14 protein-coding genes and 2 pseudogenes are annotated in these 11,404 nt (G+C 62.6%); 8 read left to right on the top strand and 8 right to left on the bottom strand.

The window, feature by feature from the left end:
- Positions 1–218, bottom strand: a 218-nt coding sequence (locus VQ02_RS39890) for a DUF6118 family protein (RefSeq protein WP_048444556.1), incomplete at its 3' end; no start/stop codon positions are given.
- Between the two features lie 71 nt (positions 219–289).
- Between VQ02_RS39890 and VQ02_RS40025 the strand changes: the two genes are divergently transcribed.
- Positions 290–379, top strand: coding sequence for an ATP-binding protein (locus tag VQ02_RS40025; protein ID WP_363325447.1), 90 nt, complete (start codon positions 290–292; stop codon positions 377–379).
- A gap of 106 nt (positions 380–485) precedes the next feature.
- On the opposite strand, the gene VQ02_RS37045 is transcribed toward VQ02_RS40025, so the two are convergent.
- Positions 486–629, bottom strand: coding sequence for a hypothetical protein (locus VQ02_RS37045; protein ID WP_157080608.1), 144 nt, complete (start codon positions 627–629; stop codon positions 486–488).
- Positions 630–632: 3 nt separating this feature from the next.
- Here VQ02_RS37045 and VQ02_RS37040 point away from each other — a divergent pair, with 3 nt between their 5' ends.
- Both VQ02_RS37040 and VQ02_RS12695 read left to right on the top strand, forming a co-directional pair.
- Complete coding sequence (locus tag VQ02_RS37040; protein ID WP_157080607.1) at positions 633–875, top strand: hypothetical protein; 243 nt, start codon at positions 633–635, stop codon at positions 873–875.
- Between the two features lie 175 nt (positions 876–1,050).
- Positions 1,051–1,482, top strand: coding sequence for a hypothetical protein (locus VQ02_RS12695; RefSeq protein WP_048444554.1), 432 nt, complete (start codon positions 1,051–1,053; stop codon positions 1,480–1,482).
- Positions 1,483–1,697: 215 nt separating this feature from the next.
- Here VQ02_RS12695 and VQ02_RS39125 read toward each other — a convergent pair.
- A pseudogene (locus VQ02_RS39125) lies at positions 1,698–1,834 on the bottom strand (tartrate dehydrogenase); the annotation flags it as partial.
- A 242-nt stretch (positions 1,835–2,076) separates the two neighbouring features.
- Between VQ02_RS39125 and VQ02_RS12690 the strand changes: the two are divergent.
- The gene (locus VQ02_RS12690; RefSeq protein WP_048444553.1) at positions 2,077–3,240 is read left to right on the top strand and encodes a nucleoside triphosphate pyrophosphohydrolase family protein; all 1,164 of its coding nucleotides are present in this window, start codon (positions 2,077–2,079) and stop codon (positions 3,238–3,240) included.
- Entirely contained in the window at positions 3,237–3,908 is a 672-nt protein-coding gene (locus VQ02_RS35605) for a uracil-DNA glycosylase (RefSeq protein ID WP_245239713.1), read from the top strand. Before VQ02_RS12690 ends, VQ02_RS35605 begins: the two co-directional genes overlap by 4 nt.
- On the opposite strand, the gene VQ02_RS39120 is transcribed toward VQ02_RS35605, so the two are convergent.
- Genes VQ02_RS39120 through VQ02_RS40020 form a run of 5 tightly spaced genes read right to left on the bottom strand, consistent with a single transcriptional unit; the run spans position 3,909 to position 7,080 of the window.
- Complete coding sequence (locus VQ02_RS39120) at positions 3,909–4,688, bottom strand: thymidylate synthase family protein (RefSeq protein ID WP_082167261.1); 780 nt, start codon at positions 4,686–4,688, stop codon at positions 3,909–3,911.
- Complete coding sequence (locus tag VQ02_RS35595) at positions 4,660–5,346, bottom strand: C1 family peptidase (RefSeq protein WP_082167260.1); 687 nt, start codon at positions 5,344–5,346, stop codon at positions 4,660–4,662. Before VQ02_RS35595 ends, VQ02_RS39120 begins: the two co-directional genes overlap by 29 nt.
- The gene (locus tag VQ02_RS12685; RefSeq protein ID WP_083469185.1) at positions 5,343–6,356 is read right to left on the bottom strand and encodes an ImmA/IrrE family metallo-endopeptidase; all 1,014 of its coding nucleotides are present in this window, start codon (positions 6,354–6,356) and stop codon (positions 5,343–5,345) included. The genes VQ02_RS35595 and VQ02_RS12685 overlap by 4 nt, the downstream gene beginning before the upstream one ends.
- 5 nt (positions 6,357–6,361) lie before the next feature.
- Positions 6,362–6,733: a helix-turn-helix domain-containing protein gene (locus VQ02_RS12680; protein WP_048444552.1), complete on the bottom strand. Its 372-nt coding sequence runs from the start codon at positions 6,731–6,733 to the stop codon at positions 6,362–6,364.
- Complete coding sequence (locus tag VQ02_RS40020; RefSeq protein ID WP_048444551.1) at positions 6,733–7,080, bottom strand: hypothetical protein; 348 nt, start codon at positions 7,078–7,080, stop codon at positions 6,733–6,735. Before VQ02_RS40020 ends, VQ02_RS12680 begins: the two co-directional genes overlap by 1 nt.
- 162 nt (positions 7,081–7,242) lie before the next feature.
- Between VQ02_RS40020 and VQ02_RS40015 the strand changes: the two are divergent.
- The 3 genes and pseudogenes from VQ02_RS40015 to VQ02_RS12660 all read left to right on the top strand — a co-directional run.
- Positions 7,243–8,052 (top strand): annotated as a pseudogene (locus tag VQ02_RS40015) (metallophosphoesterase); the annotation flags it as partial.
- A 796-nt stretch (positions 8,053–8,848) separates the two neighbouring features.
- Positions 8,849–9,457, top strand: coding sequence for a hypothetical protein (locus tag VQ02_RS39110; protein ID WP_048444549.1), 609 nt, complete (start codon positions 8,849–8,851; stop codon positions 9,455–9,457).
- 164 nt (positions 9,458–9,621) lie between these two features.
- A complete protein-coding gene (locus tag VQ02_RS12660; RefSeq protein ID WP_048444548.1) occupies positions 9,622–10,857 on the top strand; it encodes a hypothetical protein in 1,236 nt (411 codons plus the stop codon).
- Positions 10,858–11,404 lie beyond the last annotated feature (547 nt).

The following is an 11,404-nucleotide window of genomic DNA, read 5'->3' as shown; positions in this document are numbered from 1 at the left end:
CGGGAAACCCGGAGCGGTTCAACCCGGCACGACGCCACCGTCGCAGCGTTCGCTCGCACAAGTTCCTGGGCCGCGTAGATCCACTCGGCAGACTCAGGGTTGGCGAAGGCCATCAGGCGGGTGCCCGCATCCCAAGCGCGCTCGCCCATCACCGTTGCCACCCTCCGCTCCGCCAGCGAGAACGATAGGAACCGCGGCACCGCCAGCACCAGACCCATCAGGATCCCTGCCGCGCCGGCTCCCCCGAGCCACGCATTCCGCCGCCACCGCTCGCGTACGCGCCGGTCGGGTGGCCTTTGTAGAGTGGGCGCAGAACGTGGTGTTCCTGGGTCCGTCCGGCGTGGGCAAGACACACCTGTTGTCGCCCAACGTAATCTGACCCACACTCATGCCGGAACCGTTGCTTGGCGCACTGGCCGCCCTATCAATCTTCCGCGCTACTACTCTGGCTTGGGCAGCCCCCACTCAGGATCTCCGCTCATTTTTCAGTAGGTTGCAATCTTGGATTGCAGGATCGGATCGACGTGGCGAAGCCATGCGTAGTCCGGGAAGCGCAGGCCGTGCGCCTTTTGGGCCGCCTCCGCCAGCGCCGACGTTGCCGCGGCAAGATGCTCCTTGGCCTTGAGCACCTCGTGAACCTGGGCGAGGGCGGCGTTATTCCGCCCCTTTTGATCGGTGATCGCCTGGAGCAGGTGGCCTTGCAGGGTCGGCACGAGTGTGTCGGGCAGCCGCGCCTGCGGATCGGCGACCTGGCGGTCTGCGGCCGTCCTGGCGGCCTTCAGGACGGCCTGCTGGTCGAGGGTCGCGAGCGCATTCGCGACCCTGCCGTGGAGGAGCAGCTCGCCCGCCTCGGGGATAAGGAGTTCAAGGCATGAAGTGGATCCCGAGACGCTCGGTCACAGCCGACCCTCGCGCGAGCGGTCCGCCAGAGGGCAAGGCTCGCGAAGCCCAGGCTTTCCTCCCACTCTCGGACTCTGAGCGCAGATTCACGGCAGGATGCGACCCGAGGGGGATTCACCCTTAACTCGGCCGTGGTAGCGTCGCTTCACCGTGCCGATCCGCCCCGAACACCGCCACTTCTACCCGATCGACTGGCCGCAGCTCTCGGCGGTGATCCGCTTCGGCCGCGCCGGCGGACGCTGCGAGGCCTGCGGGCGGCCACACGGCCGGGTGATCGTCTGCCTCGACGGGGGAGCATGGTACGACGCCGAGGCCGGCCACTGGCGCTCAGGCCGTGGCCGGCCGCTGCGACGCCTGCCCGGGCTCGAGGTCCTAGCCAGCGCACGGCTGACTGTGCCGATCCTGGCGGCCTGTCACCGCGCGCACGATACTAGCCTGAACGGCGACCGGGATCTCGCCGCTTGGTGCCAGCGCTGCCACCTGATCCACGACCGGCCCGAGCATCTGCGGCGGCGGCGGCTGACCTATCTGCGGCGGCGAGCGCTGGGCGACCTGTTTCTCGGGACCTACCCGATCAGCTAGAGCAGCGCCCGATCACGTTGTAATCGGGCGCTGCTCTAGCTCTTTGATTTTACCGCATTTTCTAAGATGAACCGGTATCCACCTCGTCGGAAAATGCTTAAGAGGACAGAGCGGCAGGTTCGCTGCCGATGCAAGCGAGGCCGCCCGACCGGCGCGTCGGCGATGGAGCCCTCGATCAGCCTCATCGCGAGGGCAGTGCCGACGCAGGGATACCGCTACCCCAGGGCTTGCTCGACCGCCCTTCCGCAAGCCTCGGTGTCGGCATCGCCGCCGAGGTCGCGGTGCGCAGGGTCTGCTCGGCCAACACCCGCTCGATGCCGGCAACGATCTCCGCCGCGGCCTCCTTCAGGCCAGTGCGCCTCGTACCCGATTGCGGAGCACCCGTACTGGAGCTCAGGGTGAAGCCTCTGTGCGTCAGCGGCAGACATCTGCTCGCTGCCAAGCTTCAGATATTGACGCGCGGTCGATGGCCCTGCCAACGTCGCGCCCGACGAAGACAGCGGTTGCCCTCGTCGCGTCGCGGCGAATGGCTGGCGGCGTTGGAGGCGCTCATGCGGGGGCTGGAGGAGCTGTGACCCAACTAGCGCGTGTTGCATGACACACGAAGCCTTCGCACCGCTCACAATCGCCGAGTACGCTGCACAGGCAGCCCTCACCGATCAGCGCAGTGACGGCGGATCGCTGGCGTTTCCGCTCCTTGGCCTCTTCGGCGAGACGGGAAGCCTGCTCAGCGAGGTCAAGAAGAAGCAGCGCGACCGTACTTCCTATCGCGGCTACGCGGGTGCCGTCGTCGAGGAGCTCGGCGACGTCCTATGGTACCTCGCAGCGGTGGCATCCCGCACACGCGTGCCTTTGCCCGGCGTCTTCGCGGAGGCGGTCTCTAAGACGGGCAACAATGAAGCGATCACCCTGGCTTCGTTGCAGCCCGACATCATGCCTCGAGCTGGAGAACCGACTGCCGCATTCGAGCGCACATTGCTGAAGCTGGCCGGAGAAGTCGGAATCCTTGTCATGGACGCACAAGGACAGGGCATCGAGAAGGACATCAGTCTACTGCGAAGCCGTTTGGTTACGATTGCACAAACCCTAATTCAAGCCTCTAACGAGGCCGGCGTCACGCTCGAGGCAGCAGCCGTCAAGAACCTTGCAAAGATCAGCGACCGCTGGCCGCGCGAACGGCAATATCCCGCGCCTCTCGACGCCTTAGCAGACGCCGAGGAGCGCCTGCCACGCAGCATCGCGATTGAGATCTTCGAACGGGAAGTTCGTGGACGGACCTACGTTTTTCAACGACGTAACGGAATCAACATTGGCGATCGGCTGACCGACAATGCCATGACTGCCGATGACTACCGATTTCATGATGCCTTCCATTACGCCTATGTAGCTGTGCTAGGCTGGTCACCCGTCATTCGCGCTCTGTTCCGCCTGAAGAGAAAATCGGCACCGAAGGTTGATGAAGCGCAAGATGGCGCGCGTGCCATCCTGATCGAGGAAGGCCTGACAACCTGGATCTTCGGGCAAGCGCTTGAGCTCGATCTGTTCACCGGCATGAAGCCGGGTGATTTACCATTCGACCTGCTCAAACAGGTTCGCCAGTTTGTGGCTGGCTACGAGGCGGAGCGGTGTCCACTATGGCTTTGGGAAGAAGCCATCCTCCAAGGCTATACGGCGTTTCGCTTTCTGCGTGAACATCGACGCGGACGCCTCATTCTCGACTTGGACCAACATCAGATGACAATCGAGCCACTTTCGTGAAGACACCTCGTAAGTTTGCTGACGCCCTTGCAGGCATGTCCCTCAAGTCGGTGTTCAATCCGTATCGTGATCACTGCCCCCTTCACGACCGAGAAGACGGCGCACTCGTACGCAAACGCAACCTGATCCACTGTCTCGAAGCGGCCATTGAAGCGCGTGTCGATACGATCTGGATTGCGCGAGATCTCGGATACCGCGGCGGAAGGCGAACTGGCGTACCGCTGACCGATGAGGTTCACTTGGCTTCCGCCAGCGTGCTTCTGGGCGGCATAACCCTTGATCGCGCGACGCATGGCCCGATCGTGGCTGAACGTACAGCGGCCGTGGTTTGGCGGGTTCTTTCCCGAGTCGGAGCACCCGTCGTTCTCTGGAACATTTTCCCCTTGCATCCGCACGAGCCGGGGGACCCACTATCCAATCGCTGTCACAGCCGCTTCGAACGCGATGCCACCTGGCCATTCCTGACAGCGCTCATCGCGATGATAGCCCCGCGTCGGATCATAGCGATCGGGCGCGATGCTGGTCTGGCACTCTCGGGACTCGAGGTTCCGGTGATGACGGTTCGCCACCCAAGCTATGGCGGCCAGGCTGAATTCATCGCCGGTGTTCATGCTATCTACGGTCTGGATGGAGAGGATGTCGCTCCGCAGCTATCCCTTTCTGTCTGATCAGACCGTCGCCGGCGCAACTGGCGCGATTGCCTGATCGAACTGTGCGAGGAGAGTCTTGATCTCCCCGCGATTGGTCCTCGGTGGCTGGTCAACCTTCGCGTGGGTTGAGACGATCGTCAGCGATCCCACCTCTAGTTCGGCCTCTCGTGCGACAAAGCTCATAAGTCGACCCAAGCCGATGATATTACCGAGCAGCTTTTCCACATAGTAGTGGTTGCGGTACTGTGCGGTCAAAATCAGCTTGCGTGGAGCACTGGGAACGATCTTGAAACTGAGAAAACTGAGGCACTGACCGCCATAAGGCGAATTATCAACGTCGCGAACAGGATCGAACAAAGAGATTTCATATTTATTCAATGCTTTTACGCTTCTGTCGCCCATTCGCGTGACGATATTCCACAACTGATTTGGCGAATTTCCAGATGAAACGGGATAGTCAATCATCCGCTCGAAATAATATCCGGACCATCGCTCACCGCGCCGCACCTTTGCCAGGACGCGATGATTGAATACATCAAAAAATTCCGGCGCTCCGTGTCGGTAATAGAGCGCAGCCGGAAAAATCGTGTTGGCAACGGTTTCGATCGGCTTCGCACAGGAAGCTAGAAAGGCGTCGACGGCAGCAACACCCGGATGCGCGATCGTCGATCCCGCAGTGGGGTCAGCAACATCAATGATAACGTTGTAAGCCTCGTGACCCGGCTCGGCGTCAACGGCGCGCACCGCCTCACGCCAAGCGGTCGCGCAGTCAGGCTGCGGAGGAACTGGCAGATACATCGACATCCTCCGTGAGCAATGCGGCCGCGAACAGCCGCGGTGCGATGAACCTCTCGGTCAACCAAGCATGTCCGGAGAGGCCCCAGCCAAGCCCCCAGCTGTTACGCACGAGGATTGCGCGTTCAGCCTGTACCGTGCCGTGACCGACGGCGATCACTGCGTGCCGCCGGGCCGGCTCGGGCACCTCACCGGCCGCCGGCTGAACGACACCAGCCGGACTTGGCATGAAAAAGGATCGTGACAGCGTCATCAGCAATATGACGGGTCGTTGCGCGTCGATCTCGGCAATGATCGGCCCGACGTCGTAGGCGTGAGGCGCTCCAGCCCGCCGAAACCGGGCGCCGACTTCGGCAGGGGGCAACCAAGCGGTTAGATCCGCAGGGACTGCAGAGAGATATGGCCAGCCGGCCTCTTCCGGTTGTCCGTCGTGGCGCAATGTTTCGAGCATCGCTGGCAGCGTTGCGCCACGGTCCGGCGGACGGCTCGCGCGTTGCTGCGCTTGGTAGAAGGCGCATTCGCAAGACAGTGGTGACCAGCCCGGGCGCAACGCAGCGTGCGCGTCGCTGGCCGCGAAGGCGAGACAGGTTGGGCGCGAGCCCTGGTTGCGGGCCTCACCAAAGTGGGGCCGCAGGTCCTCCAGAATGGTGATCGAGGTCATGCGGCTTCGAGCAGCCTCCGCCGCTCGGCGCGCGAGAGGCCTTCCTCCTCCGGGCCCGTCAAGTCGAAATCGAGTTCCAGCCGGGACAGCGGTGGGTCAGGCTCCCATGGGCGCCGCTCATCGAGTTGCAGCAACCCGCGGCTGCCTTCTTCAGGCGCCACGGTCACACGTCGAATGACGGGTCCACCGATGCCATCGCTGTCCATGGCTTCCGTCGAGTCTCCCACGATTGCAAAGCCGCTCGCCGCCAGTTGATCGATATCCCAGAGATAGCCGCCTCCACTATGCTCCTCGAGGCGAAGTACGAAGAGGTCATTCCGGCTACCATCGATCCGTGTTCCGGCGTCGCGTTCCGTCAGCAGCCAGACATCACCGCGATAGTTCTCGGGTCGGTAGTCCTCAAGAAGCGCGACCTTCAGTTCGCGCGGCCGTGTTGTGACCAGATAACGCGCGAGGGCTGCAGAAATCATCTTGTGGCGAGCTAGCGTCCAGCAGGCCGCTTCGTAACTGGCGCCGAGCCGCAGGGAGAGCTGATACACTCGGTTCGGCCGCCGGAAGTCAGCTACTGTCCAGCCCTGACGCGCAGCATGCCACAGGATCAGCCAACGCGGCATCAAGAACTCGGTCGCGAATGCGTCGGCCTCAACTTCCTGAAAATCCTCGGTCGGCACACCCGCCATCGGCATGCGTCGCAGAATGCTGTCGTCGTCGAGGCTCGGGCGATGCTTCATGGCGTAGTGGCCAAGCTCATGTGCGGCGGTGAACCGCTGGATCGCCATTGGCCGCTGCGTTGTGACGAGGACGCCCGGAACGGGATCACTGAGGTAAGCGCCGAGCAGCCCTTGCAACGGTCGCAGGAGGAGCGGCAGATTGAGCGTCTGGATGGCCCCGAACACGTCGACAGCACCACCACGCGCGGTGATCAGCGTTCGCAGGCCGAGCGCTTGATGAATACGCGCCGCCGCCATAGTCCCAGCCCGCACCGCACCCGCGTAGTCGGAGGCGGCCATGCGCGTCAGTCCTGATTGGCTTGCGAACGGGTTCGCAGATAATCCGCGAACCGGCCGAGCTCGTTACGGTCCTGTAGCGACAATGCCGCGGCGCGGCGGGCAAGATGCGCAACATCGACAGGCAGGGCCGCCGCCTCATCTTCCCCTGTGAAGAACGCCACCGGCTGACGATAGAGCTTGGCAAGGCGGGTCAGCTCGATCGCCTCCACGCGTCGTTGGCCGTTCTCGATATCGGTCAGTGCGGTGCGAGGGATCTTGAGGTAGGTCGCGACCTCCTCCTGCTTCAAACCAAGATACTTGCGAGCTTCACGCAGCCGCTCGCCGAGTCGGCGACGCTCGACATCGTCGTCGTCCTGCTGGATTGCGACTTGGCTCATCACTTGCCCCCCTTTCGCTTCTTCCAAAAGGTCTCAATGTTCGGCAGCAGCTGCACGAGCGCCTGGTCAACTGAGCGATAACCACCAGTCCGAACCACATTCTCCGGCAGCTCTATGCCCAGGAGCGGCTCAACGATGCAGAGGATCGACACGACTACGAGGGAGTCAATCTGAAATGGCGTGCTCCCGATCGCAACGGGCGTCGGCGGCAAAGCAACGCCTCTGATCGCCGCCTCGGACTTGACTATCTCAATCAGCTCGCTCCGCAAATCTGCCTCGACGGCTGCCGAGGGGAACGGAGCAACGACAGGAGCTGAGACAGGTGGAGCAAGCGTGGCAGTAGCCATGACATTTCTCTTCGAACCGGAGTGAACATAATGTCGGAATAATCGACATGCAAGGCGACAAATGTCGGCACCGAGCGGTTGCACGCCGTCCAATTGGTATGCCCATAGAGCGGCACGCGGCTGCGAGTGTTCAGCAACCTCAGGGTTGGCTAGAACGAGGGTATGGCCGAACGCGCAACCTTCCTCCACATCACCGACCCCCACCTGTCCGGATCCGGCGTTCGGTTGGAACGAGACGATCGCAAGGTCGAGGTTCCGGGCATTCCAGCCAGCACCCGCGAGGAGGCGCTTGGTCTCTTGTTCAGGCGCTTGGCTGAGCGTCTGGCGAGAGAGGACAGGGCGCTCGATGGGGTGATCTTTTCGGGTGATGCCCAGAACAAGGGCGCGGCTGGCGGCCATGAGCTGGTCTTCAAGTTGATCGCCGAGCATCTCGGCATCGCCGTCGATCGCATTGTGTCGGTCCCGGGCAACCACGACGTGCCTCGCGACGCAGCTCCCGGCTCTGCCCAACGCTTCGAGGATTTCATACGAGTCTGGCGCGACCCGGGCTGTGTCGTACCATGGCTCGACGGCATCGATGGATGGCCGGCCATTATAGCTCCTGAGAGACATCGGCTGATTGCTACCGATTGCAGTTGGGCGGTGTTTCCGATCTACACCAGCAATTGGTCGCATGTGACCTCGGTCCTGCCTGAACCCCTGCGATCTTATTGGGATGCGATCCCCGATACGCTCGCGCCCGGCGAGACGGCGGTTGCAGCCCAGTTGCGGTCGCAACTCCAGGCCCTGACGCGGTACGACATGGCCCGTATCTCCGAGCATCACCTCGAGGCCTTGCGTGCGATCGTCACCTCTACACCTCAGCCGGACAAGGGCCGCCAGCTTCGTATCGCGGTGATGCACCATCATCTGCGCTCGCCAAGCCTGCGTGAAGAACTGAAGCCTTTCGCGGATATGTCTAATTTGGAGCAGGTGCGTGCTTTCCTGCGCGGCAGTGACATCGGGGTTGTCATTCACGGCCACAAGCACGAACACGCAGCCGATTTTGACCATATCTATGCCGGCGGCGGAGACGATATGCACCGCGTCCTGGTCATCTCAGGCGCGACATTCGAGGTCGGACGCGAAACCGACGCGGTTCGACTCATCACGCTCGATGGTCTTCCGCATACGCCAGAGGTGAGGATCGAAGCGATTCCGTTGCCCCGATCGGGCGCCGAGGATCATCGGCCAGCGCCGATCCTTCGCAGGCCATGGACGACGGGCGTCCGTTCCGCTGAGACCGTACTGGTTTCCTCTGGGGCGCCGGTGATTGTCGAAGGATCCGATCTGGACGAGGTCTATGCCCGCGCACTCGCAATCGCGAAGAGCGATGCGAGGCGAGGCACCCTGCTCGTTCACCTCGATCTACCCGACGACGACGGCAAGACGCTACCGTTGCCCAGCGCCTATGCGGTTCCAGACGACCTGCAGGGCGATGAGCGCCAAACCTGGCTGCGCGAACTCGTCGAGTGGTGGCAACTCGACCGATCGCAGCTGGAAACGCGCATCCCCTACCTGCACGGCGCACGCCTGAGGCGGTATGGCGGCAAGATCGACCAGATCGAACGCATCATCGCCCTTCTCAGGGCAAAGCCGAGCACCCGGGCGGTCGCCGTACTGGTCGATCCGTTCCGCGACTTCGCCCCCCAACGGGGCGGGGGAGGAGTTCGCGTCCTTCTGCCTCGTCGAATTCCGGCGAAGGGACGCGGATGCGGGGCGTATCGCCGTGGATGCAATCGCCTTCTACAGGGCGCAGGAGTTCGAACGCTGGTGGCCGATCAACATCGCCGAGCTGCGCTTTCTGCAAAGAGAGATCTGCGAAGAGCTCGGTTTTCGGCCAGGCCGCATCACCACGATTGCCGCGGATGCGAGAACGATCTCTCGATCGCCCACGCAAGTGGCGATGCCGATCGTCGACCGTTGGCTCGACCAGGCTCCGGAGCGGCTCCATCTCCTTGCCGATGCTCTCGTTCACAAGGCCATGCACGGGGTTGCGCAGAACAGTGCCGTTCGCGAATGGCGACGGTCCTTGGCAGAGTTGCGCACCGCCACGGATGGCTTCAACTCCGACGGCATTCCCGTCGCGATCGAAGGGTTGCTCACGCTCGCCACCTACATCAAGGTCACTGCGCCGGTGGCCGATGAGGAACTCTCCATCCTGGCGCGCAACCTCGGGGACCTTGCACGCGTCAACGAGACCTTCGAACATTCCACGCGGTCCCGGGCCGCGTTCAATCGGTGGTCGCCGGTTGCACAGAGCCTTCTCGTAGCGCTCGAGCGCCTGACCGATGCACGCCTGCCGGCCGGTCAGCCGGCAACTGCCAGGACGGACTGAGAGATTTCCGCCGATGAGCCCGACGACGCGTTCGCCCCACCGCGGCCGACCTCCCAGCTGACGCGCGCACGGCTTGACCACTCGGCTGCGGTGGGGCTTCTTCTCCAACAGAGCTCGGTTGGTAAGCGCAGCATAAGGCGCTCCACGAACGACGGGGGGTTGCGATGGCGGACGTGACGCTGCTTTTCGTACACGGGACCGGCGTGCGAAGCGCCGGACGGCAGCAGACCGTCAAGCGGATCCGGGAAGGGCTCGCAAAGGCCGGCTTAGGCGGCATCGAGCTGGATTTTGTGGACTGGGGCGAGACGCACGGAACGAAGGTCAGCAAGAAGGACCTTGAGGCTGTCCTGCCCCTCGGGGCCGCGATGGCTTTGGCCGGCACGACGGAAGCCGAGATCGAGGCCGCACTCTGGTCCGATCTGCTCGCAGATCCCCTCGTCGAGCTCCGGATGGCCGCGCTTAGACAAGCGGCAGCTCCTGAGGGCGCTGTTCCGTTGCCTGGCGGCTCAAAGCCCGCTGACTTCGAGCTTGTGCAGGCTATCCAGGCTCTCGGGACGAAGCTTGTCGATCCTTTGCCCGGCGAGGTGACAACTCAGGCCATTCGAGAGGCCGCCCGCTCACTGGAACGAGAGCCGCTCGTTCAAGAGGCCGCCCTTTCGGTCGGCTCCGCTCAAGACTCCGACCTGATCGGGGCGACCGCTCGCGCCATCGTAGCCACGACTCTGCGGGGAACTCGCTCGGAACCCGGTACCGGACCGTCAGCGCTCTATCTCCGATCCGAACGCGATGCCCTCGTTGAGGCGGTTCGTTCCGCCCTGGCGCCGATTACGATGGGGATTGGCAGCTGGCTGCGCGATAAGGTCAAAGACTTCGCAACCGCAAAGGCATCCGATTGGGCGATTAATCGCCGTGACGCCCTGATGCGGAGTTCTTCACCGGCCGCCGGCGACATCTTGCTCTACCAACGGCGCGGAGACGACATCCTGGCAATGATCGAGGCCAAGATCCTGGAGCTTTCAGGCAAGGGCAAGCCCGTGATTGTACTCGGCCATAGCCTTGGCGGCATCATGCTGGTCGATCTGCTCAGCCGCCCACGCGAAGAGCGCCTACCCGTCTCCAAACTGATCACCGTGGGTTCGCAAGCCCCGATGCTGTTCAAGTTCGACGCGCTAGGCACGATGCGGCCCGGGGGCGAGCGCTCAGAGGGAACACCGTTCGTGCCGTGGCTCAATATTTATGACCGCAGCGACCTCCTGTCATTCTGCGCGGCCCGAGCATTTCTGGGTGCTGTGGGCATCGAGGACCACGAGCACGCCTCCGGTGTTTCGTTCCCTGAGGCCCACAGCGCCTACTTCCTCGCTGACGAGGTCTACGAGCGCATCAAGCAGTTCCTCGGTTAGCTGTGCGCGACGCCTACGCCCTTGTCATCGGTATCGATCAGTACGAACGCGATGGCATCCCGACGCTTCCGCATTGCGTGGACGACGGGCTCGCCGCTGTCTCGTGGCTCCGCTCAATCGAGGTTCCGGACAACCGGATCCTTCTTCATCTCTCGCCGTCAACAGGACGCAACGTCAATGCTGGCGGCATCGCTGTCCACGGCTGTGATCATCGTAGCATCGTGCAATCGATCAACTCGCTGAAGAAAGCCAAGGCTGACCAGTTATTCGTCATCCTATCTGGCCACGGCCTGTACGCAATCTCGAAATCGGTCTTCCTACCTTCGGATTACGGCGTCGACGAAATCACCTCCAACAATTTTTGGCTGGATGAATATCTTCGCTATTTTATGAGCTGGGATTTCCGGAGACAATACATCATCTACAACGCCTGCAAAGAACCCATCGCTACGATCGGCAGAGTCCCACCCGTAATGGCCAGGGGGCCTGAAGCTCATCCAGACAGCTATAAACCAGCCGCCGGCAACGCGCTCACGGTGTGCCACGC

Origin of the sequence: Methylobacterium variabile (genome assembly GCF_001043975.1) — a bacterium.
In the GTDB taxonomy this organism is placed as follows: domain Bacteria; phylum Pseudomonadota; class Alphaproteobacteria; order Rhizobiales; family Beijerinckiaceae; genus Methylobacterium; species Methylobacterium variabile.
Note: the sequence above shows the minus strand (reverse complement) of the source record. Positions and strands in the feature narration are given on the sequence as shown.

Bases quoted from the DNA above. Each gene is read 5' to 3' on its own strand.
- VQ02_RS12690 (WP_048444553.1), top strand. From the start codon at position 2,077: ATGACACACGAAGCCTTCGCACCGCTCACAATCGCCGAGTACGCTGCA.
- VQ02_RS39120 (WP_082167261.1), bottom strand. From the start codon at position 4,688: ATGTATCTGCCAGTTCCTCCGCAGCCTGACTGCGCGACCGCTTGGCGT.
- VQ02_RS35595 (WP_082167260.1), bottom strand. From the start codon at position 5,346: ATGACCTCGATCACCATTCTGGAGGACCTGCGGCCCCACTTTGGTGAG.
- VQ02_RS12685 (WP_083469185.1), bottom strand. From the start codon at position 6,356: ATGGCCGCCTCCGACTACGCGGGTGCGGTGCGGGCTGGGACTATGGCG.
- VQ02_RS12680 (WP_048444552.1), bottom strand. From the start codon at position 6,733: ATGAGCCAAGTCGCAATCCAGCAGGACGACGACGATGTCGAGCGTCGC.
- VQ02_RS40020 (WP_048444551.1), bottom strand. From the start codon at position 7,080: ATGGCTACTGCCACGCTTGCTCCACCTGTCTCAGCTCCTGTCGTTGCT.
- VQ02_RS12660 (WP_048444548.1), top strand. From the start codon at position 9,622: ATGGCGGACGTGACGCTGCTTTTCGTACACGGGACCGGCGTGCGAAGC.